At 57.3% G+C, this 24,754-nt stretch carries 24 protein-coding genes; 17 read left to right on the forward strand and 7 right to left on the reverse strand.

Going from position 1 to position 24,754, the window contains the following annotated elements; translation table 11 throughout:
* Nucleotides 1–58: 58 nt before the first annotated feature.
* Nucleotides 59–1,093, reverse strand: a complete 1,035-nt coding sequence (locus PHACT_RS08610) for a YheT family hydrolase (protein ID WP_083264459.1) — start codon at nucleotides 1,091–1,093, stop codon at nucleotides 59–61.
* Nucleotides 1,090–1,701 (reverse strand): 16S rRNA (guanine(966)-N(2))-methyltransferase RsmD, encoded by a 612-nt coding sequence (gene rsmD / locus PHACT_RS08615; protein WP_070116927.1) that lies wholly within the window; start codon nucleotides 1,699–1,701, stop codon nucleotides 1,090–1,092. The genes PHACT_RS08610 and rsmD overlap by 4 nt, the downstream gene beginning before the upstream one ends.
* 136 nt (nucleotides 1,702–1,837) lie before the next feature.
* On the opposite strand from rsmD, the gene ftsY reads away from it, so the two are divergent.
* The 3 genes from ftsY to ftsX are packed head-to-tail and all read left to right on the forward strand — an operon-like array spanning nucleotide 1,838 to nucleotide 4,670.
* Nucleotides 1,838–3,022, forward strand: a complete 1,185-nt coding sequence (ftsY, locus tag PHACT_RS08620; RefSeq protein ID WP_070116933.1) for a signal recognition particle-docking protein FtsY — start codon at nucleotides 1,838–1,840, stop codon at nucleotides 3,020–3,022.
* Nucleotides 3,019–3,708 (forward strand): cell division ATP-binding protein FtsE, encoded by a 690-nt coding sequence (gene ftsE, locus PHACT_RS08625; protein WP_070116937.1) that lies wholly within the window; start codon nucleotides 3,019–3,021, stop codon nucleotides 3,706–3,708. Before ftsY ends, ftsE begins: the two co-directional genes overlap by 4 nt.
* Nucleotides 3,705–4,670 carry a permease-like cell division protein FtsX gene (gene ftsX / locus PHACT_RS08630; RefSeq protein WP_070116942.1) on the forward strand — a complete coding sequence of 322 codons (966 nt, stop codon included), beginning with the start codon at nucleotides 3,705–3,707 and terminating at the stop codon, nucleotides 4,668–4,670. The genes ftsE and ftsX overlap by 4 nt, the downstream gene beginning before the upstream one ends.
* A gap of 30 nt (nucleotides 4,671–4,700) precedes the next feature.
* On the opposite strand, the gene PHACT_RS08635 is transcribed toward ftsX, so the two are convergent.
* The gene (locus PHACT_RS08635; RefSeq protein ID WP_083264460.1) at nucleotides 4,701–6,896 is read right to left on the reverse strand and encodes a M13 family metallopeptidase; all 2,196 of its coding nucleotides are present in this window, start codon (nucleotides 6,894–6,896) and stop codon (nucleotides 4,701–4,703) included.
* Between the two features lie 126 nt (nucleotides 6,897–7,022).
* On the opposite strand from PHACT_RS08635, the gene rpoH reads away from it, so the two are divergent.
* The 8 genes from rpoH to PHACT_RS08675 all read left to right on the forward strand — a co-directional run bounded on the left by rpoH (nucleotide 7,023) and on the right by PHACT_RS08675 (nucleotide 16,247).
* Nucleotides 7,023–7,883, forward strand: a complete 861-nt coding sequence (gene rpoH / locus PHACT_RS08640) for an RNA polymerase sigma factor RpoH (RefSeq protein ID WP_070116948.1) — start codon at nucleotides 7,023–7,025, stop codon at nucleotides 7,881–7,883.
* 233 nt (nucleotides 7,884–8,116) lie between these two features.
* On the forward strand, nucleotides 8,117–8,497 hold the full coding sequence (locus tag PHACT_RS08645) for a DUF423 domain-containing protein (protein WP_070116952.1): 381 nt from the start codon (nucleotides 8,117–8,119) through the stop codon (nucleotides 8,495–8,497).
* A gap of 28 nt (nucleotides 8,498–8,525) precedes the next feature.
* A complete protein-coding gene (gene thiS, locus PHACT_RS08650; protein ID WP_070116957.1) occupies nucleotides 8,526–8,726 on the forward strand; it encodes a sulfur carrier protein ThiS in 201 nt (66 codons plus the stop codon).
* 62 nt (nucleotides 8,727–8,788) lie between these two features.
* Nucleotides 8,789–9,589, forward strand: a complete 801-nt coding sequence (locus PHACT_RS08655) for a thiazole synthase (RefSeq protein WP_070116961.1) — start codon at nucleotides 8,789–8,791, stop codon at nucleotides 9,587–9,589.
* Between the two features lie 27 nt (nucleotides 9,590–9,616).
* Complete coding sequence (trmB, locus tag PHACT_RS08660) at nucleotides 9,617–10,345, forward strand: tRNA (guanosine(46)-N7)-methyltransferase TrmB (RefSeq protein ID WP_070116966.1); 729 nt, start codon at nucleotides 9,617–9,619, stop codon at nucleotides 10,343–10,345.
* Between the two features lie 55 nt (nucleotides 10,346–10,400).
* Nucleotides 10,401–12,803, forward strand: a complete 2,403-nt coding sequence (locus PHACT_RS08665) for a sialidase family protein (RefSeq protein ID WP_139141488.1) — start codon at nucleotides 10,401–10,403, stop codon at nucleotides 12,801–12,803.
* Nucleotides 12,804–12,988: 185 nt separating this feature from the next.
* A complete protein-coding gene (locus PHACT_RS08670) occupies nucleotides 12,989–14,203 on the forward strand; it encodes a TAXI family TRAP transporter solute-binding subunit (RefSeq protein WP_083264461.1) in 1,215 nt (404 codons plus the stop codon).
* 46 nt (nucleotides 14,204–14,249) lie between these two features.
* A complete protein-coding gene (locus PHACT_RS08675; RefSeq protein ID WP_083264462.1) occupies nucleotides 14,250–16,247 on the forward strand; it encodes a TRAP transporter permease in 1,998 nt (665 codons plus the stop codon).
* 22 nt (nucleotides 16,248–16,269) lie between these two features.
* Here PHACT_RS08675 and PHACT_RS08680 read toward each other — a convergent pair whose 3' ends face one another.
* On the reverse strand, nucleotides 16,270–17,007 hold the full coding sequence (locus PHACT_RS08680; RefSeq protein WP_083264463.1) for a M48 family metallopeptidase: 738 nt from the start codon (nucleotides 17,005–17,007) through the stop codon (nucleotides 16,270–16,272).
* Nucleotides 17,008–17,175: 168 nt separating this feature from the next.
* On the opposite strand from PHACT_RS08680, the gene PHACT_RS08685 reads away from it, so the two are divergent.
* From PHACT_RS08685 to PHACT_RS08700, 4 genes are all read left to right on the forward strand, one after another.
* Nucleotides 17,176–17,601 (forward strand): HIT family protein, encoded by a 426-nt coding sequence (locus PHACT_RS08685; RefSeq protein ID WP_070116971.1) that lies wholly within the window; start codon nucleotides 17,176–17,178, stop codon nucleotides 17,599–17,601.
* A 12-nt stretch (nucleotides 17,602–17,613) separates the two neighbouring features.
* Nucleotides 17,614–18,354 carry a carboxy-S-adenosyl-L-methionine synthase CmoA gene (cmoA, locus tag PHACT_RS08690; protein ID WP_070116976.1) on the forward strand — a complete coding sequence of 247 codons (741 nt, stop codon included), beginning with the start codon at nucleotides 17,614–17,616 and terminating at the stop codon, nucleotides 18,352–18,354.
* Nucleotides 18,354–19,346 (forward strand): tRNA 5-methoxyuridine(34)/uridine 5-oxyacetic acid(34) synthase CmoB, encoded by a 993-nt coding sequence (gene cmoB / locus PHACT_RS08695; RefSeq protein ID WP_070116980.1) that lies wholly within the window; start codon nucleotides 18,354–18,356, stop codon nucleotides 19,344–19,346. The genes cmoA and cmoB overlap by 1 nt, the downstream gene beginning before the upstream one ends.
* 151 nt (nucleotides 19,347–19,497) lie before the next feature.
* Complete coding sequence (locus PHACT_RS08700) at nucleotides 19,498–20,469, forward strand: helix-turn-helix domain-containing protein (RefSeq protein WP_070116985.1); 972 nt, start codon at nucleotides 19,498–19,500, stop codon at nucleotides 20,467–20,469.
* 172 nt (nucleotides 20,470–20,641) lie between these two features.
* Here the strand turns inward: PHACT_RS08700 and rpmG are convergent, their stop codons facing one another.
* From rpmG to radC, 3 genes are all read right to left on the reverse strand, one after another.
* On the reverse strand, nucleotides 20,642–20,797 hold the full coding sequence (gene rpmG, locus PHACT_RS08705; RefSeq protein ID WP_070116990.1) for a 50S ribosomal protein L33: 156 nt from the start codon (nucleotides 20,795–20,797) through the stop codon (nucleotides 20,642–20,644).
* Between the two features lie 75 nt (nucleotides 20,798–20,872).
* A complete protein-coding gene (gene rpmB, locus PHACT_RS08710) occupies nucleotides 20,873–21,109 on the reverse strand; it encodes a 50S ribosomal protein L28 (protein ID WP_070116993.1) in 237 nt (78 codons plus the stop codon).
* A 101-nt stretch (nucleotides 21,110–21,210) separates the two neighbouring features.
* Nucleotides 21,211–21,885, reverse strand: a complete 675-nt coding sequence (gene radC / locus PHACT_RS08715; protein ID WP_070116997.1) for a RadC family protein — start codon at nucleotides 21,883–21,885, stop codon at nucleotides 21,211–21,213.
* 206 nt (nucleotides 21,886–22,091) lie between these two features.
* Here radC and coaBC point away from each other — a divergent pair, with 206 nt between their 5' ends.
* On the forward strand, nucleotides 22,092–23,312 hold the full coding sequence (gene coaBC / locus PHACT_RS08720; RefSeq protein WP_139141562.1) for a bifunctional phosphopantothenoylcysteine decarboxylase/phosphopantothenate--cysteine ligase CoaBC: 1,221 nt from the start codon (nucleotides 22,092–22,094) through the stop codon (nucleotides 23,310–23,312).
* A complete protein-coding gene (locus tag PHACT_RS08725; protein ID WP_070117001.1) occupies nucleotides 23,305–24,732 on the forward strand; it encodes a phosphomannomutase/phosphoglucomutase in 1,428 nt (475 codons plus the stop codon). The genes coaBC and PHACT_RS08725 overlap by 8 nt, the downstream gene beginning before the upstream one ends.
* Nucleotides 24,733–24,754: the final 22 nt, after the last annotated feature.

The raw sequence follows: 24,754 nt of genomic DNA on the forward strand, positions 1-24,754 counted from the left end.
CTGGGCAGATACCTGTTGCGTCAAATGCCGCCTACAGTACACGAGGATACAGGCTGTGTCAGCTCAATTGTGACTGCTCTATAAAGCGTAGTATCCGACGCTCCAGCCAATCATTCTGGCCTTTGGAGGTGAACCCGACATGGCCGCCAAAGGGCAGAATTTCGCAACTCACCAGTGATGACATCTCATCTGCTCGCGGCAGTGATTGCGGTGGAATGATGGGGTCGTTGTGACTGTGAACCACCAGCGTTGGCACCGGCGTGTCAGCGATAAACTGCCGGCTGCTGCAGCGCAGATAGTAGTCTTCGGCACCGGCGAAACCATGCAGCGGTGCGGTCACCGCATCATCAAAATCCCACAGGGTCTGCAGCCCATCCAGCGGCCCGAGCTGCTGAATGCGCTGCACTTCGTCATCAACACCCTGCCGGACGAGATCCGCATGTTTGTTCTGCAGATCTGTGCGCAGACGGCGTAAAAAATACCGCCCGTACCAATAGGCCATCCCGGTTTTCATTTGCGCACAACACAGATCCAGTGAAAACGGATTGGAGACACTGACGGCAGCACGCAATTGCGGTTTAAAGCCGGTCTCGGAAAGCCATTTGATCAGCACATTGGCGCCCAGCGAGTAACCGATCACCACCAGCGGCCGGGGCTGCGCTGCCATCAGCGCTGCAATGACCTGTTCCACATCGTCAGAGCAGCCTGAGTGGTAAGCCACCGCCAGGCGATTATGTTCACCACTGCATCCGCGCAGGTTCATCGCCACACTGTCGTAACCGGCGCTGTGCAACGTGTGCTGCATGGCCAGAATGTAGGGTGACGCGGAACAGCCGGCCAGGCCATGCAACAGGAAAACCAGCGGCTTGTTGTCTCCGCCCGCCGGCAGACGATCGACATCTATAAAATCGCCATCAGCCAGTTCGATGCGCTGACGCTGACGAATCAACGTAGGGGCTGTCGCCAGTTTGCGCCAGATGGTCTGCAGGTGACCGCCGGGCAACCACCAGGGCGCGCTCAACGCCGCCAGCGAAGGCGTTGGCTCAGGGGCGGGGCTTGCTGCCTCAGCCGGTTTGGCAACAGGCCCGGTCATGCGCGTCGCTCGTAGAGGCCGTAGTAAACCGCGCCAGCACGCAAATTCTTGCGCATGACCCAGTTGGCCGGTAACGGTAGTTCAGCCAGGTTGTGACCGGATTCCAGATAGATCTGCGCACGTGGTTTTAGAATACCGCTGGTCTCAAGCTGTTGCACAATGCCCGTCAGGGCATCGTCGGCGAACGGCGGATCCAGAAATACCAGACCAAATTTGTTTGCTTCGCCAGTGACAGCACTGGCGCCGAGCAGCCACTGGCCGGCGGACATGGTTACCACGCTGCCCCCCTCTGCGCCCAGCAATGACAGGTGCGCCTGAATGCTGGCACTGGCATCCCGCGAGGCATCCACAAACACGGCGGAGCGAGCGCCGCGGGACAGAGCTTCCAGACCACAGGCGCCACTGCCAGCAAACAGATCCAGACAGTTTTCGTCCAGCACCCAGCCCTGCAGCCAGTTGAACAGCGTTTCGCGCACGCGGTCGGCCGTTGGGCGCAGACCGGGGACATCGGGGAAGCTCAGCTTGCGCCCCCGCCATTGGCCACCAATAATACGGAGCGTGTTGCGCTGGGCTGTTGCAGTGCGCTTGCTGGTAGATCGTCTGGGCAAGAGTTGTCGCCTTATCAGAGTTAAGAGTGCGCTGTCGGCTAAACAGTCAGCTAAATGGAATGCGCATTGTAACCTGCTGGCTGCTAAATGTTAGACTAGCGCTTCTCGTTCGCCTGCACCCTGAGACAAATCATTTATGTTCGGTTTTATCAAGAAACGCAAAGACACCGCTGACCAGACACCGGACTCGCAGGTTGAGGAAAACCCGCCCGTTGATGGCGTCAGTGAGAAACCCGAAGATAATCTGCCCCCTGTCAGTCAAGAAGACAGCGCAGCGCCTGCGGCTACGTTAGAGCCTGAAGCGCCTGCAGCTTTTGAAGCGCCTGATGCTGCGGATGCATCTGACGAACTCGCCACCCCCGACGCGCCAGAACCCGCCGCCCGCGGTGGCTTTTTCAGCCGTCTGAAACAGGGCTTGAGCCGCACCCGTGGCAATCTGACCGAAGGTCTGGGTTCGTTGCTGGGCGGACGCAAGACCATTGATGCTGACCTGCTCGATGACATTGAAATGCAGCTACTGACGGCAGATCTGGGTATTGAGGCCACCGACCGGGTGATTGCCTCGCTCACGGCCAAGGTCAAACGCAAACAACTTAATGACGGCGATGCCCTGATGGCGCAACTGCAAGTCGAACTGCGCGAACTGCTGACCCCCTGCACCGCGCCACTGGAAATTCCGCGTGAGACCAAACCTTATGTTCTACTGGTCGTGGGCGTAAACGGCGTTGGCAAGACCACCACCATCGGCAAACTGGCGCGCCGCTTTCAGCAGGAAAACCGCAAAGTCATGCTGGCTGCCGGCGACACCTTCCGGGCAGCTGCCGTGGAGCAATTACAGACCTGGGGCGAGCGTAATCAGGTCCCGGTTATCGCCCAGGCATCAGGTTCTGACAGTGCCTCAGTCATTTTTGACGCCTACCAGGCCGCCAAGGCGCGCGGCATCGACGTGTTGATTGCAGATACCGCCGGACGTCTGCATAACAAAGCCAACCTGATGCAGGAACTGGAAAAAATCGTGCGCGTGCTCAAGAAGCAGGACGATCAGCTACCCCATGAAGTCATGCTGGTGTTGGATGCAACCACCGGGCAGAACGCACTGAGTCAGGCCAAGAGCTTTAATGACGCCGTTAACGTGACCGGTCTGTGCCTGACCAAACTGGACGGCACCGCCAAAGGCGGCATGGTGTTTGCCATTGCCAATGCCATGCAGTTGCCGATCCGTTTTATCGGCATTGGCGAACAGGCCGAAGACCTGCGACCCTTCGATGCCAGCCAGTTTGTCAGCGCGTTGTTTGATGAAGCGGATAAAGCGCAACAATGATTCGCTTTGACGAGGTCAGCAAACGCTACCCCGGCGGCCACGAAGCCCTGAAACAGGTGTCCTTTGAACTTGAGAAGGGCGAAATGGCCTTTCTCACCGGCCGCTCCGGCGCCGGCAAGAGCACCCTGCTGAAACTCATCATGCTGACCGAGGCGCTGAACCAGGGTCAGATTCTGGTCGGCGGCCGCAACATCAATCGCCTGCCATCGCGCCAGATCCCCTATTACCGTCGACGCATCGGCGTGGTGTTTCAGGACCACCAGTTGCTATTCGATCGCAGCGTGTTTGATAACGTCATGCTGCCCTTGCAAATAGAAGGTTTCGACAAACACGAAGCCGCCCGTCGGGTCCGTGCCGCACTGGACAAAGTGGGCCTGCTGGACAAAGAGAAACTCAACCCCATCACCCTGTCCGGCGGCGAACAGCAGCGCGTTGGCATTGCCCGGGCCGTGGTCAACCGCCCGCAGATTCTGCTTGCTGACGAGCCCACCGGCAACCTCGACCCGGAACTGGCGGCCGAGATCATGGTGCTGTTTGAACAGTTCAACCAGGTTGGTGTCTGCATGTTAATTGCCAGCCATGACCTGTCGCTGATCACGCGGTTAAAACACCGCATGCTGACCCTGGACCTGGGTCGCCTGATCAAGGATGAACATCAGCCCAGCCGGGCCCGGAGCCCGTCATGACGGCCAATACCCGAAGCAGCCGGCCGGGCAACAGCAAAATCAGGCTGTCAGCGCGCCAGCGTGTCAGCGCCTGGCTGTCAATTCATCGCGAATGTGCGGTCGACGCACTACGTCGCCTGTGGCAGCAACCTGCCAGCTCGGCCATGACGCTGGCGGTGATTGCCATTGCCCTGCTGCTGCCAGCCCTGTTGTATGTGACCGGAAAGAACCTGAGCCAGTTTGATAGCGGCCTGGCGCAGGCCAACGTGGTGACGGTCTACCTGCGCAGCGATGCCAGCCAGGGCGATGTTGATCAGCTGCAACAGCTTCTGGCGACGCATGAGCTGGTCAGTACGACCCGCTATATTTCGCCGCAACAGGCGGCAGAAGATTTTGCCGAATGGTCGGGCCTGGGTGACGTGGTCGATTCGCTGGCCCAGAACCCCTTGCCCGCCAGCCTCGTGGTGCAGCTTGATGATGCCCAATATGAAGCCATTGTGCAGTTGCAGGACATGCTCAGCGGCGAGCCCGGCGTGGACATGGTGCAGATGGATCAACTCTGGCTGCAGCGCCTGGAAAGCTTTCTGAGCCTGACTCAGCGTGCCGTGGTGGCGCTGATCATTGTGCTGTCCATGGCGGTTCTGTTCATTACCGGCAACAGTATCCGCACCGCCATTGCCAGCCGCGCAGCGGAAATCCGGGTAATGAACCTGATTGGTGCTACCCGGGCATTTATTGCACGCCCGTTTCTGTACAGCGGCCTCTGGTATGGCCTGCTCGGTGGTGCGTTGGCGTGGGTTCTGCTGGCGCTTCTGATGCTGCTGCTACGCGGCCCGGCGACAGAGTTGCTGGCATTCTACGGGGCGCAATATCGATTGCAGGGTCTGGGCGCCAGCGCCAGCATGGTGCTGCTCGGTGGCAGCGCCATGCTGGGCTGGCTGGGTGCCCGCCTGTCGGTGTCGCGGCATTTCAGCCGGTTCTGATCTTCAACACCGTTACCAGATTTTGGCTTTCTACCAGATCTTAACTCGGACATCCGGGTCGCGGTACATGCCATCTCCTTCAACGACATCAAAGGCTTCGTAGAATTCCGGCATATTGGACAGCGCGCCACGCACGCGGTACTGACCGGGCGCATGCGGACCGGTAGTCAACTGACGGCGCAGGGCTTCATCGCGGAACGCTATACGCCAGATCTGACCCCAGCCCATAAAGTAACGCTGACGGCCGCTGAAGCCTTCAATAACCGGTGATGGCTCGCCGTTCAGGCTTCGTTGCCAGGCCTGATAGGACACCGTGAGGCCGCCGAGATCAGCGATATTCTCACCCAGCGCCAGCGCGCCCTGAATGTTCATGCCTTCAATCGGCTCGTAGGCATCAAACTGCGCCACCATCAGGTCGGCGCGCTCACGAAACTGCTGTTCATCCAGATCTGCCCACCAGTCACGCAGGTTGCCGTCACCGTCCGAACGCCGGCCCTGGTCATCAAAGGCATGGGTAATTTCGTGCCCGATGACAGCGCCGATAGCGCCGTAGTTGATGGCATCATCGGCTTCCACGTTAAAGAACGGGGGCTGCAGTATGGCGGCCGGGAATACGATTTCATTCATGGTAGAGCTGTAGTAAGCATTCACTGTCTGCGGTGTCATGAACCACTCTTCTCTGTCTACCGGTTGGCCCAGACGTGCCATCATGCGCTCATATTCACAGCGATTGGCGCGGCGCACATTGCCGATCAGATCATCGGCGTCTATCCGCAGACAGTCATAGTCACGCCACTCATCGGGATAGGCAATTTTGGTGTTCAGACGCGCCAGTTTGGCCTGCGCCTCTTCTTTGGTGGCCTCGGTCATCCAGGCCAGCTCATCAATGGCGACCTCAAATGAAGCCAGCAGGTTTTTCACCAGATCGTCCATACGCTCACGCGCCTCAGCCTGGAAATTCTCTTCCACATACAGTTGGCCGACGGCAAAGCCCAGCACTGAGTCAACGGTATCCACGGCCCGTTTTTCGCGGCTGCGCATCTCCGGCTGCCCACTCAGCGTGCGCCCGAAGAAGTCGAAATGCGCTTCGACAAAGGCTTCGGACAGATACGGCGCTGACATTCTGAGCTGGTGATAGCGATGGTAGTGCTGCCAGTCGGCAACACTGATATCGCGAAACATGCCGGCGACATACTGCATATAGGTCGGCTGCCGCACCACCAATGCATTTATGTCTGGCAGGCCGGCGTCATTCAGATAGCTATTCCACGCTAGGTCCGGTGCCAGGCTCATCAGCTCATCAGGACTCATGCGGTTGTAGGTTGCGGTACGGTCGCGGTTCTGTACCCGGGTCCAGTGGCCCTGGGCGATACGGCCCTCAACCTCAATCACCCGGCCTGCGGCCTCTTCAGCCGCTTCGCCCTGCATCAGTCCGGCCAGTGCAAACATTTCGCTGATGTGCGCCTGATACTGCGCCAGCACTTCTTCGTAGCGTTCACTATCATCCAGATAGTAGTCACGATCCGGCAGCCCCAGACCCGACTGACCCAGCGTGGTGATGTACTGGTCTGACTGCCCCTGATCCTGGCTGATGCCGTACCCAAAAGGCGCCATGCGACCGTTTTCAGCAGCACCGGCCCAGTATTCCAGCAGGTCGTCATGGCTGCCCAGGCTGTCGATTTGCGCCAGCTCATCTGCCAGCGGCTGGGCCCCGAGCGCCTCTACGGCCTCGGCGTTCATGAATGCGGTGTACATGTCGCCGATTTTCTGTTCCAGCGTGCCCTCGGCAGCATCGCTACTGGCGGCATCATGCAGAATATCGAGCACATCCAGTTCAGCGGCTTCACGCAGTTCGTCAAAGCTGCCCCAGCGCGAGCGATCCGCCGGAATAGGGTTCTGTTCCACCCAGCCACCGTTGACGTACTGGAAAAAGTCATCCTGCGGCCGCACACTGCGATCCATGTTGTCCAGATCGACACCCAGCCCCAGCGCCTGCGTGTCGCCGACTGGCGCCTGAGCCGTGGACGCCTGTGTGGCGGGCGCTTGAGCCGCCTGTTGGGCTGGCGTATCCTGTTCCGGTGCGCACTGGCTCAGCAGGACTGCCATGGCTGCCACTGGCAACAGCACGGCTGCGACGCGGCTATTGGCAAAAGGCGAGGAAAAGGCTGATGAAAAATATTTTGCTTTTTGGGCCTCTTTGCCCTTGAAATTTGACTTAGTGAACATCAGATAATCACTCGTGTAAGAAAAAGTGGTAGAATAAGGTCGACTAGGGGTCCGATCATAACCGCAGGACACCCCGAATTAAAGACGTACCTGAAGACACTGGAAGACATTGAGAGCATAGGAAATATGACCACAGCCAAGAGTTTGCAACTAGTCGGCCCGGCCGTACCGGGTCGCGACCTATCTGCCTATGTGACGTCGGTCAACAGTATTCCTGTATTGACAGCAGAGCAGGAACTGGAACTGGCGAATCAGTATTATTATGAAGAAAACCTTGAAGCTGCCCGCCAGCTGGTGCTCGCGCACCTGCGCTTTGTTGTGCACATGGCCCGCAGCTACTCCGGTTACGGCCTGTCACAGGCTGACCTGATCCAGGAAGGCAATGTTGGCCTGATGAAAGCGGTCAAGCGCTTCAACCCGGAAATGGGTGTGCGCCTGGTCTCGTTTGCGGTGCACTGGATCAAGGCGGAAATGCACGAATTTATCCTGCGTAACTGGCGCATCGTCAAGATCGCCACCACCAAGGCCCAGCGTAAATTGTTCTTCAACCTGCGCAGCGCCAAGAAGCGCCTGGGCTGGCTGAGCAACGATGAAGCACACGCCGTCGCGGCAGATCTGGGTGTGGACGCCAGCGTGGTGCGGCAGATGGAAGGCCGCATGAGTTCTTACGACACCGCGTTTGACGCGGCTGCCGAAGCGGACGACGACGAAGCCTACAAGGCACCTGCCTATTATCTGCAGGATGACAGCTCTGACATGGCACTGGATATTGAAGAAGACCAGTGGGAAGAAGAGCAGAACAGTAATCTGTATCTGGCCATGGGTGAACTTGACGATCGCAGCCGCGATATCATTACCAGCCGCTGGCTGTCTGATGAGAAAGCAACTCTGCACGACCTGGCTGCGAAATACAGCGTGTCGGCGGAACGTATACGGCAGCTGGAAAAGAACGCCATGAATAAGGTGCGCGGCGCCATGGTCGCCTGAACAGGGCATTGAAAAGCTACCTGCGTTGCCAATGCGTCGTTAAAAATGGTCTCAGAATGCTCATTTACTACGTGTAAACTGCGCTTCTTCGACCATTTTTGCCTCGTCGATCTGGCGGCCTCGCTAACGCTTTTCAACGCCCTGTTGGGAATGACTGAGACCCAAGCCGCTGCTAATGGCAGCGGCTTTTTCATTTAGACAAACCGTCTTTTAAGACCCTGCCGGAGCCTGCCATGCCCAGTCTGTTTATCGCCCTTGCTGCCATCAATGGATTTATCGCTGTGGGTCTGGGCGCCTTCGCGGCGCACGGGCTGAAAAACCGCCTGCCTGAGGACATGCTCGCCATCTTCCAGACCGGCGTGCAATATCAGATGTATCACGCGCTGGCGCTGTTCGGCGTGGGCCTGCTAGCGATGCAACTCAGTGATTCAGCGCTGTTACGCGCCAGCGGCTGGTTATTTGTTGCTGGCATCGTGATTTTCTCCGGCAGCCTGTATGTACTCAGCCTCAGTGGCGTGCGCTGGCTGGGTGCGATCACACCGATCGGTGGTGTTGCTTTCCTGATCGGCTGGGCGCTGCTAGCCTTTGCCATGCTGGCCGGTCGCACCATCTGAACGCGGCGGAGCCGGTAAGGAGCACGACATGAAAATACAGGTCAATGGCGACTATATAAAAGTCGCAGAAAACACCAGTATTGAAGGTTTACTGGCGCAGCTGGATATGACGCAGGGCCGGGTCGCAGTGGAAGTGAACGCGGACATCGTGCCGCGAAGCCAGCACCCGCAACACACGTTGCATGAAGGTGACCGCGTAGAAATAGTCCATGCCATTGGTGGTGGCTGACAGCTCAGCGCCCCTGACCATCCCAATCCTGCCCGTTGCGGCAAACGCTCGAGATATTCTTTATGCAAAACAGCGAACACAGACAAGACAAACCCCTGGTTCTGGCCGGCAAAACCTACCAGTCGCGCCTGATCATCGGAAGCGGCAAGTATGCAGATTTTCAGCAGAACCTGGCAGCACTTGAGGCCAGCGGCGCCGAGATGATCACCGTTGCCATTCGTCGGGTGAATCTGGGCCAGAACAAGGATGAACCCAGTCTGCTGGACGTTATTTCGCCAGAGAAATATACCTTCCTGCCCAACACCGCTGGCTGCTACACCGCCGCCGACGCTGTGCGCACCTGTCGCATGGCGCGTGAACTGCTGGATGGACATAAACTGGTGAAGCTGGAAGTGCTGGGCGACCAGAAAACCCTGTACCCCAATGTCACTGAAACCCTGGTCGCCGCCGAGCAGCTGGTGGCCGACGGTTTTGATGTCATGGTCTACACCAGCGATGACCCACTGATTGCCAAGCGCCTGGAAGAGATTGGCTGCATCGCCGTGATGCCGCTGGGTGCACCGATCGGCTCAGGCCTGGGTATTCGCAACCCCTATAATATTCGCATGATCCTTGAGAACGCTACTGTCCCCATTATTGTGGATGCCGGCGTTGGCACCGCGTCAGATGCCACTATTGCCATGGAACTGGGTTGTGAAGGTGTGTTAATGAACACCGCCATTGCCGAAGCCGGTGACCCGGTACTGATGGCCTCGGCCATGCAGAAGGCTGTGATCAGCGGTCGCGAAGCCTGGCTGGCGGGTCGTATGCCGCGCAAACTGTATGCCAGTGCATCGTCACCGATTGACGGCACATTTTTCTGACACGGGTTTCTGAAGCAGGTTAGTAACATGAGCATTTCCGGATCAGATTCCGACAACAATAAGGCCGGTACCGAGCATCACCGGCCCCTGCGCAGTTTTGTCATCCGTGCTGGCCGCCAGACTGCTTCGCAAAAAGAAGCGCTGGAGAAATACTGGTCGCACTATGTGATTGACGACACTACCAGCCCGCTGGATACCGAAGCGGTGTTTGGGCGCAAGGCACCGCTGGTGCTGGAAATCGGATTTGGCATGGGTGACTCACTGGCTGAGATGGCTGCGGCCAATCCCGATCACGACTTTATCGGCATCGAAGTGCATCGTCCCGGCGTCGGAAAATTGCTGGGACATATCGAGCGTCTTGGCCTCAGTAATCTGCGTATCTATTGTCACGACGCGGTCGAAATTCTGGCAAACTGTATCGCGGATCATTCACTGACAACGGTGCAGATATTTTTCCCCGACCCGTGGCATAAAAAGAAACACAACAAGCGTCGACTGGTGCAGCCTGCCTTCATCGCAGACCTGAGCCAAAAACTGGTGACAGGTGGCACTATACATCTGGCCACTGACTGGCAGCATTACGCCGAACACATGATGGACGTGATGAGCGCTGCCGAGGCACTGGAAAATACTGCTGGCGCCGGTGCCTATGCACAGAGCACCGGACGCCCGGAAACCAAGTTCGAACGCCGCGGGCATCGCCTCGGTCATGGCGTCTGGGATCTGGTGTTTCGCACAACTGTCATGAAACCGTAACACCGGATTGTTATGGTCGCGGCTTTGATCTCCGTCCTTGGGAGCAAGCATTCGCATGACTCGTCCAGCCCGCTTCACGACCAATTGCCCTTTGCTCATAGCCTTCGCGCTGGCCGGCCTGGTGGCCTCCTGCGATTCGCCGCAGCAACCGTCCGGCGTTGCGCCCGCTGCTGATCAGTCTGTCGACGCCAGCACGCCCCTGATGGATCAACAAACTGCGTTTCGTTTTCGCCAGGATTTTGCTGCCCCCCTGAATGCCGACAGTGGCTGGGCGGCGGCGGCCAACGAGCCTGTCACTGTGTTCACCGACGAACCCTTTCGACTCCGCTTTGAGGTGGAATCAGCAACAGCGGATGGAGCTCAGTTTCAGCTTCAGTACCGGCGCAATGATGAAGACTGGCAGCCCATGCTGGCGGAAAATTTTCCGCAACCCGCCAAGGTGCTGCGACCGGATCTGGGTATCGACGTAAACAGCGCCTGGCAGTTTCTGAGTGGCAACGCCGACTCGGTCTCGATTGAGGAAGACGGTGAGCAGGTCTCCGTGAACCTGAGCTCGAATGACAAGCCGGTTAACCTGCTTGGCCGCTACGAAAGTCTGTGGGAGCCGGCCGAATTTGCCATTGACGTCCGTCTGCCAGCGGGCAACAACACTGCTGGCATTCTTTTTGGGGTGACGGGTTCCGACAACTATCACCGTGTGGTGCTCAGCGCGCCCGGCAGCCTCAGCGTCGAACGTGTAATCAATGGACAGACCAGGCTGGTTGCCGAGGCCGCCGCAGACCTCGAGCCTGATCAATGGCGCGAGTTAAAAATCGCAATCGACGGTCGACAGGCCAGCATCGAATACGGTGAGTCCCTGACGGTGGACGCCGACTTCGCTGCCGTCATTCCGTCTTCCGTGGTGGGTCTGCATGTACCCGCTGGCGCATCTGCCGCATTTGCCAACCTGGTCATTGAAGGCGAGCCACGCTCACCGCTGGTCAGCATCATCGCCAGTGACAGTTTCGCGCACGGCGCCGAGACCACCGACCTGCTGTCCGGGTCAGGTGGTTCTTCAGGTGGTTCCTCAAGCATCTTCATCGGTGGTTCGGGCGTCAGCTTTGCCCGGGCCACGCGCGCCCTGTCAGTAGAGAACAGCGCTGGCAGGGCGGCAGAAGGAACACTGGACAGCGGGCAAAGTGAATGGGAATGGCCGCTGGTGGTTCGACGCTTCGCCGATGGCGCGCAAACCAACAACAACGGTGACCGTTATGCGTTCAGAATGGTTAACGATGCGGGTGAGGCACTGACCTCAAATACTGTTGCTCAAGTCACAGTGGCAGTGCCAGCCCGCCACCTGGGCGGTGTTTTTGTTGAGACACCGGCACGTATCGGGCCTTTTGCGGCCAGCAACGGTGACCTGTATTTCCTGATGGAACCGGCCGAAACCGACAACATGCTGATGGCGGTCAGGTCCAGCGATGGTGGCGAAAGCTGGCAGGAGCTGGATGGCAACAATCGACCGGCAACCGGTGATCTGGAAGGTTTCGCTGCGGTGCTGGCAAACGACACTATCTACATGCTGCACCAGACCTCCGACCACGTCTTCCTGCATGCCTTCCATACCTCGGATCACCCCACCCAGCCCGACAGCTGGGCAATACAGGACGAGCGGCTGGCATCACCGCAGGAGCCGTCCACGCAGGTGGCAGACATTGCCCTGCGCAGCGATGGCAGTCTAGTCGCGGTTTATGGCGATGGGGATAAACTCGAGCTGCGTGTGCGCTCAGCAGACGGTAGCTGGGGTGACGGAACGGTGGTGGATGCCGATCAGGCCCGGCAGTTGTCCGGGCCGATGCTGGTGACAGGCCGGAACAACACCGTGCATATGGCCTACACCGGTAGCGACGGTACGGCCTGGTATCGCCGTTTTGAGGCTGACAATCGTCTGTCCCCTCGTCAGCTGATCAGTTCCGAACTCGGCACCGACGACAACGATGCCGGCGCCATTCTGCCACTGGTATGGCTGCCGGCCAGCGACAGCGTCAGCATTCTTTACCGACGTGCCACCGGCGCTAACCCTGGCACCCTGTGGGAACGCCGCGTAAACACAGCCGGGCAATTGGCCGACGCGGTCATGGTCAGTGATTACGCTGTGGTGCAGAACGCGGTGGATTCAGATCAAACTGGCGCTGATGCGATTGCGGATGGCCAGCGCGTGCAGGTGCTGTTTATCGATGCCGACAACCGTCATATTTACCATGCCTACACCGATGACGACGGCAACTGGCAACCTGCCACCTTGCAGGTAGCCGATATCAACGCACAATGGGTACGCGGCAGCCGTCTTGACAAAGATGGTACCGGACCGGTGTATGGTTTTGTTTACGACGCCGGCTCATATGGCGGCTCAGGCAAGAACCGCTATCACGAAATTCCGCTGGCCGACCTGCCCGGCCGCTCCGGAGTGCAGCGCTGAGCGTGCGCTGGCGGGTATTTCCGCGTCAATGTTTACCGAGCGGATAGTTACCCTCTGTTCTGGCAATGGCGCTGCAGCTACGTTATTCTTCGGCGTTGAGTATTCAGCCTGACAATAACAAACACCGGGCGTACGACCCAGGTGAACCCAGGCTGCATCCGCCCTATCCAGGAGCTTGATAACAGATGCATAGACTGGTCCCAAACCGCGCCCACCGTCTCGTCAAAGCGGGTATTCTGGCGCTGTCCGCTGCCACTCTGGTCGCCTGCGGCGTCGAGGAACTGCCGGAAAATCCGCTGGCGGGGCAACTCAATATGCCCAGAACCGTCGCCTGGTCCGCCTATCCTACAGGCACCGGCGGCTACAGCCAGGCCGTTGCCATTGGCAATATTCTGCAACGTCAGTACGGCGTCAATCTGCGTGTGGTGCCCGGTCGCAACGACGTATCACGGTTGGCCACGCTGAATGCCGGCCGGGTCCACATGTCTGCTGGCGGCTCCGAGGCTGTCTATGCGCAGGAAGGCATTCTCAATTTTGCCTCCCGCATCTGGGGGCCCCAGCCCATCCGCGCGGTACTCTCCAATTACTCGACCAGCTGCTCGTTCACCCTGGCGACCGCTGACGATGCCAATATCCGCGAAGTGGCTGACGTGCGTGGCAAACGCGTCACCTTTGTACAGGGTGCGCCCTCACTGAATAACGCCACCACAGCACTGCTGTCTTATGCCAACCTGACCTGGGACGATGTGGAAATGGTCGAGGTGGGTGGTTATAACGCCTCCATTGATGCCGTCATCAACAACCGCGCAGACGTCGCTGGTGGTGCCTGCAACTCCCCGCCCTTCCTGCGCCTGGAAACGTCCCCCCGCGGCCTGTTCTGGGTGGAATTCCCGCCCGACGATGAGGCTGCGGTAGAGCGCGTTCGCTCTCGCCTGCCGTGGTATGTGCCTCATGTTGCCACCGAGGGTCCGGCCATCGATGAATCGGAGGGTATCAACGTATTCACCTCCGCCTACCCGCTATTGGTAGCAATGGAAGACGCTGATGCTGACATGGTATACGGCATGACCAAAGTTATTGCCATGCACTACGACGAATACAAGAACTCGGCGCCCGGCGCCAATGGCTGGCGCATTCTGGGCCAGCAATTGCAGAATGCCTTCATCCCCTATCACGAAGGCGCCATAGAGTATTTCAGGGAAATAGACATCTGGACACCGGCAGCCGAAGCCAGGCAGCAGGCCAACATTAACCGGCAACAGGTTCTGCTGCAGGCCTGGCAGGAATACAACATGTCCGCACCGGAAGAAGACCGCGCTGCCTTTGAAGCAGGCTGGCTTGCGTTCAGAGAACAGCGACTGGCCGAACTGGGCCTGGTTACCCTCGCCGACACTCAATAATATTTGCCGTCAACAATCTAAAATTTTCATAACAAGATGATTGCCCATGAGTAACAGTATTATTCCACCGAACGCGCCGCCCAAAGAAGACGATGCCGAACTGCCCGCGATCGGGCGCTACCGCGAACTCACCAAAAACTGGCGTGTGGTGATGGCAACGCTGACCGCGCTGGCCTCGCTACTTGCCATTAACCAGATTTTTGCACTGGGCTTTTTTGTTGATATCACCATGCTCGACGGGCGTTATCTGTACCTGCTCACCGGCCTGATGCTGATCATGGTGTTCATCACCTTCCCCTCGCACAAAAGCAATCTCAACTTTGTGCCCTGGTATGACAAAGTCATCATGGCTGCGATTGCCGTTATTTTTTCCTATTTTGCCATTAACGCCGAACGTATCATTCTGGACGCCTGGGAGTATGCCGCGCCGGTCGAAGGCATTGTACTGGCACTGGTAACCTGGGTGATCATTCTGGAAGCTGGACGGCGCGCGGGTGGCTGGCCCATATTCTTTATTGTGCTGGTGCTGTCGCTGTACCCGACCTATGCTGACCGGATGCCGGATGTTATTGCCGGTATCGGTATGCCGGTTCACGATGTCGCAATTTTCCATGTGCTGGGTGAGGAAAGCGTGTTCGGTGTGGCACTCAACTCCTTTGCCATGCTGGTGTTTGGTTTCATTCTGTTCGGGGTGGCACTTCAGTACACCGGTGGTGGCCCGTTCTTCATCAATTTTGCGTTTTCCCTGCTCGGTCACAAACGGGGCGGCGCCGCCAAGGTGGCGATTTTTTCCAGCGGCCTGATGGGTTCAATGAGTGGCGGCCCCATTACCAATGTATTGACCACCGGCCCGCTGTCGATACCCGCCATGCGTCGCACCGGCTTCTCCCGCGGCTATGCCGCCGGGGTTGAAGCCTGTGCCTCCACCGGCGGCGTGCTGATGCCGCCCATCATGGGCGCTACCGCCTTTGTCATGGCAAGCTTTCTGGGTGTGAGTTACGTCACCGTAGCGGTGGCGGCCATTGTGCCGTCCCTGCTGTATTTCTACGGTCTGTTTATGCAGATTGATGCCTATGCTGCCCGCAACAAACTGGAAGGCCTGCCGCGTGAAGAACTGCCCAGCCTGGGCAAGGTGTTCAAGGAAGGCTGGTATTTTATCGCCGTGTTTGTAGTGCTGACCGTGATGCTGGTATACATGCAGCGCGAAGCAACGGCGCCGTTTATCGCGACTGCTGCACTGCTCATCATCAACCAGTTCACCATGCACAAAATGAATCTGGACAAATTTCTGCTGATGGTCGCGGCCACCGGTCGACTGATGGCTGAACTGGCCGGCATTCTCGCCGCCATTGGCCTGATTGTGGGTTCTTTGGCCGTTACCGGCATGGCCGGCACACTGGCCAATGACCTGGTTTACCTGGCTGGTGACAACGTGCTGGTCTTGCTGATCATGGGGGCACTCACCAGTTTTGTGCTTGGCATCGGCATGACCGTTACTGCGGCCTATATTTTCCTGGCCATCGTGTTGGCACCGGCATTGATCAATGCCGGACTGGACCCGCTCGCCTCGCACATGTTCATCATGTACTGGGGCATGCTCAGCTTCATCACACCGCCAGTGGCGCTGGCCGCGTTTGCCGCTGCCAGTGTCGCCCAGGTTTCGTCCATGCGCGCCGGCTGGGAAGCCATGCGCCTGGGTGCGATCATTTATTTCATTCCGTTCTTTTTTGTCCTCAACCCGGCGCTGCTGTTGCAGGGTGAATTTGCCAGCATTGCGCAGAATGTGGGTACCGCGCTGGTCGGTGTTGCCTTCATCTCCGCCGGCCTGCAAGGCTACCTGTTGGGCTTTGGTCGTATCGGTGAAGACAAGCTGGGACTGGTGTCGCGTGCCTGCGTGACCATTGCCGGCCTGGCGCTGGTGACACCCGCTGGCGGCCTGTATGGTTTCAGTCAGGTCTTTCTGATCGTCGTGTGTGTTGCCTTCCTGGCCGCAGGCCTGGGCATAACAGTGCTACAGCGCAAACGCCTGTTGCCGGTGGTCTGACCGGTAACAGGGCCTGAAGTTCTCAGAACCAGAGTCGGTGTTCGTGCTGTTTCAGCCAGCCCACATACCGCTTGTAGTCCGGGCACACCCGGGCCACCGCTTGCCAGTAGGCCGGTGAGTGATTCATGTGTAACAGATGACAAACTTCATGGCAGATCATGTAGTCGATGACGCCATCGGGTGCCAGCATGATCAGCCAGTTGTACTGAATGCGGCCCTGCGCCGTGCAATGTCCCCATTTGCTTTTGGTTTTGCGAAACACCACATCCGTGAGTTTTGTGCCCACACCCAGGTGTTCCGCCAGCGCGCGGGTACGACCAGGTAACCAGGCTTTTGCCTGTTGCTGCAGCCAGCCTTTGAAAACGGCTGCCACTTTCTCCGGTGCCAGGTCAGGCCCGCTGATGGTCAGTTCGGTGGCGCTGACGATCACCTCGCTTCGCGGCGCTGTGCGCAGACGCACCGTCAGATTTTGGGCCTTGTAGAGAATAGGGCTACCATCGCTCAACGCCAGATGCTCGGAAGCGCGTTTAACTTTCTCCTGATGTTTACGGCACACCCAGGCCTGGTGCCGTGACAGAAACTGCAGGATCTCCCGGCGCGCTATCCTCAGCGGTGCACGTACCTCAATGCGATCATGACGCACATGGACGGCCAGACTCTTGCGTTTGCTGCGGACCAGGTGACAGGGCAGCGGCAGGCCGTCGACTGCGAGCGTCTCGTCCTGGGCCTGCGGTTGCTGCTTTGGGGTAAATCTGAACACGTTTTATGTCCGTCGGTTTTAGTCGTCGCGTGCCTGATCCTGTGCGTGGGTACAGCAGGCCACAGGCGGTTGGACTGTAACACGAATTCCCGCATAATGGCGGCCTGCGCGCCCGCTGTCGGGCCCCAACGTATATTTCAAAAGTCCGGTTTGCCAAGAGCACACACTATGAGCAGTCTGTTTACCCAAATTCGCGAAGGTCAGTTGCCCGGCCATGTCTTGTGGGATGACGGCCGTTGTTTTGCGATTCTGACCATCAAACCCATCCGCGTGGGTCACCTGCTGGTGATACCGCATCAGGAAGTGGACCACTGGGATGACATGGAAGCAGAACTCAATGCTCACGTCTTTCAGGTGGCCAGCGTATTATCCCGCACCTTGCGCAGCCAGTTTGACTGCGAGAAAGTCGGCATGATGGTGGCTGGCCTGGAAGTGCGCCATGCGCACCTGCATCTGGTGCCGATCACCGCCATCAGCGACCTGAATTTTGCCCTGGCACAGGAACGCGACGAAGTAGCCCAGTTGGGCACTGCCTGTCGAATCCGGCAGGCCCTGCGCGACGCCGGCCACCCGGCTGTTCCAGACGAAGACTGAGGTCGCGCCACCATGACAGGCTCCGGTAAACAACACGACAATATTTTTGCCAGTCCACAGGCAAAATCGGACTTTGTCTTCGACGAAAAAGTGGCGGCCGTGTTTACCGACATGATCAACCGATCAGTGCCCGGATATGCCACCATCCTGTCCATGATTGGCGTACTGTCCGCGCGTTACTGTACACCGGGTTCCAATATGTATGACCTGGGGTGTTCACTGGGCGGCGCCAGTCTGGCCATGGCGCATCAGATCCCGCATCAGGACTACCGCTTGTTCGCCATCGACAATTCGCCGGCCATGGTTGGCCGACTGAGCAACACACTTGCCGAGCCCGATTCAGCCGGGCTTCCGGTGACGGTGCTGTGTGAAGATGTCTGCACAACCGACATCAGCAACGCCTCTGTGGTTGTGCTCAATTTTACCCTGCAGTTTATTGCGCCGGCCCGGCGCGCAGCCCTGATTCAACGCATCAGTGACGGCCTGCGACCCGGCGGTATTCTTATCCTGTCGGAAAAAATACGGTTCCCGGCACCTTCACTGAACGAGCTGTTTATCGACCTCTACCATGAGTTCAAGATGGCACGCGGTTACTCTGAACTTGAGGTCAGCCAAAAGCGTGCTGCACTGGAGAACGTGCTGATCCCCGAAACTATCAATGATCACAAGCAGCGCTTTCAGGATGCCGGTTTTCAGTCCTGTGATGTCTGGTTCCAGTGTTTCAACTTTGCTTCCATGGTTGCGGTACGCTGATGTGGCATAGCCGTGATACTGAAGCCGATCAGCGGCTGCACACACTGCTGTCTGGCACCGCTCTGGAAAGCCTGAGCCACTACGCCAGTGAGACCTACCTGTACTCCCGCAAGCATGGCCTGACCGAGCGCTGGCTCACACTGTTTGACGAGTTGCCGGCGATAGCCGCCAGCAGCATTGATCTGGCAACACAGGTGCGCATTGGACAGGCAGACGATTGCACTGTGGAGCAACGCCAGGCACTGGAAACAGCGGCACGGACTTTCATGCCGTGGCGCAAAGGGCCGTGGTCACTTTTTGGCATCGATATCGATACCGAATGGCGTTCGGACATGAAATGGGATCGTCTGCTACCACATATACAACCCCTGGCAGGCCGTCGCGTACTGGATGTTGGTTGTGGCAACGGCTACCACTGCTATCGCATGCTGGGAGAAGGCGCTGACATGGTACTGGGCGTGGATCCGCACCCGGCCTACTTTTTCCAGTATCGCCTGATGCAACACTTTCTGCGTCATTTGTCGGTTTTTGTCTTGCCCATTACTCTGGATAAGTTCCCGGATAAATCAGGGTTGTTTGATACCGTGTTTTCCATGGGTGTGCTATACCACCGACGCTCACCCATTGACCATTTGTTTCAGTTGCAAAGTTGTCTGCGCGAAGGCGGCGAACTGGTACTGGAATCGCTGGTTGTTGACGGGCCGGACGGTTATGCGCTGATGCCGGACGACCGTTATTGCCAGATGAAGAACGTGTGGTTTTTACCCTCGGTGGCCACCACCGAAAGCTGGCTGAAACGCTGCGGATTCCGTGATGTTCGTACGGTGGACGTGAACGCCACCGACAGCAGTGAACAACGCAGTACCAGTTGGATGCCGTTCCAGTCACTAAGTGACGGACTGGACCCGCATAACCCGGCACTTAGTATTGAAGGTCTGCCGGCGCCAAAGCGCGCCATTACTCTGGCCACCGCACCACAAAAACGCAACTGACTGATTTACAAGTTTGTATTGACCTGCGCCGCAAAGTTGGTTCACTATAGATCTTGATGTGGGGTCAACTCTAATTAAATAAGCAGTAATAAGAGAATAACATCGAATAAATAACAAAAGTTAAAAACAAAAAAAACAAGGAACTGCGCCCATGGCTCGTCCACTCCGAATCGAGTATCCCGATGCTTACTACCATGTCTCAAACTTCGCTGTTGAAGGGCAAAAAGCATTTCCCTCCGCTCGCTATTACGAGGCATTCCTCCAGGCTCTTGAAGAGACCTGCCTGCGCTTGAACGTACAGGTTCATGCGTACTCCCTGCTTAAAGATCAGTACCACCTGCTGCTAAAAACTCCGGAAGGTAATCTCAGTCGCTTCATGCGGCAGATTGATGGCCTCTATACCCAGTATTATCAACGTCTGAAAAAGACCGAAGGATCGCTGTTCCGGGGTCGCTACAAAGCGGTTCTGGTACAGCCTGATGCCTACCTGCTACCGCTCACCCGGTACATTCATCTGGGTGTCAGAAAGCAGGATCTGGACAGCAATGCCTGGTCCAGTTACCTGGCGTATACCAACAAGGTCAAGCCACAAAGCTGGCTGGCACGCGATGAAGCGCTGTCTCAGTTAGAGGGCCCGGCCAATCGCCGTTTTCAGCGTTATGCAGACTACGTCAAGGCCGGTGTCGATGATGAACTGGCGCATTTTTATGGCAAAAAGAACCTGTCATCCGTCATGGGTGATGAAAAATTCCGCAAATTTGCCAGCAACAAACGCAGCGCCAGCAAACCGCGCGGTGTTTCCCGCGGCGCCAATGCCAAATGGCGACCCGCCTGCAAGGAGATTGTCAGTGCGGTCGCCAAGCACTTCAAGGTCTCCGAAGACAGCATCTATCAGGCTGCTCGAGGCCCCGGTTCGAAGAATGTGCCGCGCTGGGTAGCGATGTATCTGTGTCAGGAACTGTCAGCGTCAACGTTGCAAACCATTGCCCGGCTGTTCAAGCTGAAACGCTACGGCACGGTATCAACCACGGTTGGCAAACTTAAAAAGGAGTTTGAAACGGACCCCAAGCTGATGGCATCAACCCAGAAGTTGATCAAATCGCTGAGCAAGAAGAAGGATTAACCGCCTGATTCAACTATAAAATTTAGAAATGTCAGGCACACAAAAACCCGGCTTGCTCATTGGCAAACCGGGTTTTTTATGGCATCGAAGCGTCTGGGATACAACGAGAAGCCAAAGCAGAGGCAATCAGGTTAGGCCGTTAACGCCAGCAACAAAGCCGACCAGAACTGTCTTACTTGATCTTGGATTCTTTGTACATCACGTGCTTGCGCGCTTTCGGATCGAATTTCTTGATTTCGATCTTGTCAGGCGTTGTACGCTTGTTCTTGTCAGTTGTGTAGAAATGACCGGTGCCTGCGGAGGAAACCAGTTTAATTTTATCGCGCATCGCTGCTCACCATCTGTCTGCAATAGATTGTTAAGTTACACCGCTGGCGCGTTATAAATCACGCCACACAAGTGCTTAGACCTTTATACCATTGGCGCGGACTTTGACCAGCACAGCATCAATGCCGTTCTTGTCGATTGTGCGCATGCCTTTGGTAGACACTTTCAATTTCACAAAACGATTCTCGGATTCAACCCAGAAGCGGTGTGTGTGGATATTCGGGGAAAAACGACGTCGGGTGCGGTTGTTCGCATGAGAGACGTTGTTACCTGTAATCGGCTTCTTGCCGGTTACCATACATACATTAGCCATGACCTTGCCTCGTTACGGTTTCGTAATCTGTTCCGGGTGCTGCCGGAAAAAAAGAGCTGCGTTTTATACCAAAATAACACCCCTAAAACAAGTAATTTTGCTTATAACAGCCCTCTTTCGGCAAAAGACACGACTTCCATGCGCCCAACCACCACATGATCCAGTACTCTGACATCAATGGTATTCAGCGCCAGCTTCAGGCGATTGGTAATCGCAATGTCGGCCTGACTGGGCTCGGCCAGCCCTGACGGGTGATTATGAGCAAAGATCACCGCTGCCGCATTGTTGTGCAGGCAACGTCGAACTACTTCTCGCGGATACACTGCCGCACCGTCTATGGTACCGCGAAACAGCTCCTCCATGGCCACCACGCGATGCTGATTGTTGAGATAAAGACAGGCGAACACCTCCTGCTGGTAATCACCCATGCGCGCGCGCAGGTAGTCACGCGTCAGATCCGAATTGGTCAGGGCATCGCTTTCTGCCAGCCGTTCGCCCATGTAGCGCCGGGCCAGCTCCAGCACGGCCTGGAACTGCACATACTTGCCCGGCCCCAGACCGTCCCGGCGACAGAACTCCTCAAACGAGGCCGACAGAATGCGGGTCAGGCTGCCAAAGTCACTGAGCAACTCTCTGGCCACGTCCAACGCACTTTTGCCGACAATGCCGGTACGCAGGAATACGGCCAGCAACTCGGCATCCGACAGGCTTGCCGGGCCGCCCTGTAAGAGTTTTTCCCGTGGCCGCTCACTGGCCGGCCAGTTTTTTATTGTCATGCTGTTTCCTCCATGAAACAGAGCCGATTGTTGCCATGGCCCAGCTGGTTTATAGCACTGCTGCAGCGGACTTGCCTTGCCGATCCGCCCTCAGGTTGCATAGAATGCGGGTTAGAATCCTGTTGTCAGCTGCTGGCTGGCAATCCTGCAGATGCGAGTTACCAACGCCAACTGGACATTGAATGCATGAAGACAACGGCATGACCCTGGCCACACTCGCCAACAAACGCATTCTGCTGGGCATGACCGGCGGCATAGCGGCCTACAAATGCGCAGAACTGACCCGCTTGCTGACCAAAGCCGGCGCCGATGTGCGGGTCGTGATGACCGCGGCCGCCACGGAATTCATCACGCCGCTGACCATGCAGGCCTTGTCCGGACATCGTGTGCACCTGGATCTGCTGGATGTTGATGCCGAAGCGGGCATGGGCCACATCGAGCTGGCGCGCTGGCCCGACCTGATTGTGGTGGCACCCGCCAGCGCGGATTTTCTCGCCCGTATGGTGGGAGGCCAGGCCGGTGACCTGCTCACCACACTGTTGCTCGCCAGCCGCGCCCCGGTGTTGTTGGCGCCGGCCATGAATCAGGCTATGTGGCTGAACCAGGCGACCCAGGACAATCTGTTACAACTGCGCGAACGCGGATGCCATATCGCCGGTCCGGCAGCAGGCTCACAGGCCTGTGGCGACACCGGCCCCGGCCGCATGCTCGAACCGGCAGACATTGTCAGTGAATGCGCCAGTCTTTATGCGCCCGGCCTGCTCAGCGGCCTGCACCTGACCATTACTGCCGGCCCGACCCGCGAGGCTATTGATCCGGTTCGTTTCATCAGTAATCACAGCTCCGGCAAGATGGGTTATGCGCTCGCAGCCGAGGCCGTGCAGGCGGGCGCACGGGTGACACTGATCAGTGGTCCGGTCAATCTGCCGGTACCCGATCGCGTGCATTGCATCGCCGTCACCACGGCGCAGGAGATGCTTGAGGCAAGTCTGGAAAGCACTGAACACAGCGATGTGTTTATTGGCGTTGCGGCAGTGGCTGATTACCGCGTCTCTGATGCCAGTGATCACAAAATCAAGAAGTCGGCTGAAACCCTGCAATTGACGCTGGTGCGTAACCCGGACATTATCGGGACCCTTGCGCAAAAATCCGCCGCGAAATCGCCACAACGACCGCTAATAGTCGGCTTCGCCGCCGAAACCCAGCATATTGAGCAGTATGGTCGGGAAAAATTGCAACGCAAAAATCTCGATCTGCTGTTTGCCAATGACGCCACAGCCACCTTTAACAGTGACGACATCTGCGCCACCGCGCTGTGGGACGAGGACGGCTCACAAACGCTGGGGCCGGCCAACAAAAATCTGGTCGCCCGGCAAATGCTGGCTCTGATTGCCGAGCGCATCAGGGCGAGACAAACAGATGCCTGATTCGCTTCCGGCCTATAGCACAGCCCTCTCCGAAACCATGTTTCGGGCCTACGATATACGCGGCATTGCCGGCAAAGACCTGACCACCGACAGCATCTACCTGATCGGCCTGGCGATTGGCAGTTATGCTGTCGAATTTGATAATCCGACGCTGTATTTTGGCGCCGATGGTCGCCTGTCCAGCCCGACACTGGCCGAAGCGCTCCGGAACGGACTGCTTGATGCCGGCTGTGACATCATCGATCTGGGCATTGTGCCTACGCCACTGGTGTACTTTGCCACCCATACCGGCGTCTGCACCTCTGGCGTCATGTTGACGGCAAGCCACAATCCGGCAGACTACAACGGTATCAAGATCGTGCGCGCGCGAGCGTGTCTGACAGCAGAGCAAATTCAGGACTTACGTAAGCGCTCACTTTCGATTGAGTCTGGAGAATATAACGGGTTCTGTGGCCGTAAGGGCACACTCAGGCAACAGGATATAAGCGCCGAATACATCAATCGCGTTTGCACTGACATACAGCTGACACGCCGTTTACGGGTCGTAGTGGACTGCGGCAATGCGGTCCCGGGCAAGCTCGCGCCGCAGTTATTGCGCCAGCTAGGCTGTGACGTTACGCCCATCTTTTGTGAGCTGGACGGCCATTTCCCCAATCACCATCCAGACCCCACCATCGCCAGTAATCTCGACAGTCTGGTGCAGGAAATCAGAACCCGTCAGGCCGATCTCGGCATCGCGCTGGACGGCGATGGCGACCGTGTCATCCTGGTCACCAACAAAGGCAACATAATCGACACCGATCGCTTATTGATGCTGCTTGTTCGCGACATATTGCCACGATACAAACAACCCAATGTGGTATTTGACGTCAAGTGCAGCAATTTGCTGTCGAACGAGATCGCCCAGTACGGCGGTCGCTCAATCATGAGCCGCAGCGGCCACTCCTTCATGAAACAGATGATGCACGATTCTGACGCGGTCATTGGCGGCGAATTCTCCGCGCATATCTTCATCAAGGATCGCTGGTTTGGTTATGACGATGGTTTTTACGTTGCCGCCCGGTTTCTTGAGATTCTGGCCGCCGGAACACAGTCTGCCGATGCCCTGTTGCAGTCTCTGCCACAAAGCGTGGTCACGCCCGAGCTGCGTATTGAGGTCGATGAGACGCAAAAATTTAGCCTGATGGCGCGAATCGCTGAGCTGGCCAGCTTTCCGTTGGCCCATGTCAGCATGCTGGACGGTGTCCGAGCGGATTTCCCTGACGGCTGGGGGCTTGTGCGCGCATCCAATACCACACCTGCCCTGTTATTGCGTTTTGAGGCCAATAGCCGGCAATCGCTGCAGGTCATTATTGATGCCTTCCGGCTTCTGCTGAAACAGGCTGATCTGCAGCTGGATTTCTCAATCCAAGGTCAGTAGTTGTATACTTCGCAGCTCTAGC

It is taken from the genome of Pseudohongiella acticola, from assembly GCF_001758195.1.
GTDB lineage: Bacteria > Pseudomonadota > Gammaproteobacteria > Pseudomonadales > Pseudohongiellaceae > Pseudohongiella > Pseudohongiella acticola.

Bases quoted from the DNA above. Each gene is read 5' to 3' on its own strand.
- PHACT_RS08610 (WP_083264459.1), bottom strand. From the start codon at position 1,093: ATGACCGGGCCTGTTGCCAAACCGGCTGAGGCAGCAAGCCCCGCCCCT.
- ftsY (WP_070116933.1), top strand. From the start codon at position 1,838: ATGTTCGGTTTTATCAAGAAACGCAAAGACACCGCTGACCAGACACCG.
- ftsE (WP_070116937.1), top strand. From the start codon at position 3,019: ATGATTCGCTTTGACGAGGTCAGCAAACGCTACCCCGGCGGCCACGAA.
- ftsX (WP_070116942.1), top strand. From the start codon at position 3,705: ATGACGGCCAATACCCGAAGCAGCCGGCCGGGCAACAGCAAAATCAGG.
- PHACT_RS08635 (WP_083264460.1), bottom strand. From the start codon at position 6,896: ATGTTCACTAAGTCAAATTTCAAGGGCAAAGAGGCCCAAAAAGCAAAA.
- rpoH (WP_070116948.1), top strand. From the start codon at position 7,023: ATGACCACAGCCAAGAGTTTGCAACTAGTCGGCCCGGCCGTACCGGGT.
- PHACT_RS08645 (WP_070116952.1), top strand. From the start codon at position 8,117: ATGCCCAGTCTGTTTATCGCCCTTGCTGCCATCAATGGATTTATCGCT.
- thiS (WP_070116957.1), top strand. From the start codon at position 8,526: ATGAAAATACAGGTCAATGGCGACTATATAAAAGTCGCAGAAAACACC.
- PHACT_RS08655 (WP_070116961.1), top strand. From the start codon at position 8,789: ATGCAAAACAGCGAACACAGACAAGACAAACCCCTGGTTCTGGCCGGC.
- trmB (WP_070116966.1), top strand. From the start codon at position 9,617: ATGAGCATTTCCGGATCAGATTCCGACAACAATAAGGCCGGTACCGAG.
- PHACT_RS08665 (WP_139141488.1), top strand. From the start codon at position 10,401: ATGACTCGTCCAGCCCGCTTCACGACCAATTGCCCTTTGCTCATAGCC.
- PHACT_RS08670 (WP_083264461.1), top strand. From the start codon at position 12,989: ATGCATAGACTGGTCCCAAACCGCGCCCACCGTCTCGTCAAAGCGGGT.
- PHACT_RS08675 (WP_083264462.1), top strand. From the start codon at position 14,250: ATGAGTAACAGTATTATTCCACCGAACGCGCCGCCCAAAGAAGACGAT.
- PHACT_RS08685 (WP_070116971.1), top strand. From the start codon at position 17,176: ATGAGCAGTCTGTTTACCCAAATTCGCGAAGGTCAGTTGCCCGGCCAT.
- cmoA (WP_070116976.1), top strand. From the start codon at position 17,614: ATGACAGGCTCCGGTAAACAACACGACAATATTTTTGCCAGTCCACAG.
- cmoB (WP_070116980.1), top strand. From the start codon at position 18,354: ATGTGGCATAGCCGTGATACTGAAGCCGATCAGCGGCTGCACACACTG.
- PHACT_RS08700 (WP_070116985.1), top strand. From the start codon at position 19,498: ATGGCTCGTCCACTCCGAATCGAGTATCCCGATGCTTACTACCATGTC.
- rpmG (WP_070116990.1), bottom strand. From the start codon at position 20,797: ATGCGCGATAAAATTAAACTGGTTTCCTCCGCAGGCACCGGTCATTTC.
- rpmB (WP_070116993.1), bottom strand. From the start codon at position 21,109: ATGGCTAATGTATGTATGGTAACCGGCAAGAAGCCGATTACAGGTAAC.
- radC (WP_070116997.1), bottom strand. From the start codon at position 21,885: ATGACAATAAAAAACTGGCCGGCCAGTGAGCGGCCACGGGAAAAACTC.
- PHACT_RS08725 (WP_070117001.1), top strand. From the start codon at position 23,305: ATGCCTGATTCGCTTCCGGCCTATAGCACAGCCCTCTCCGAAACCATG.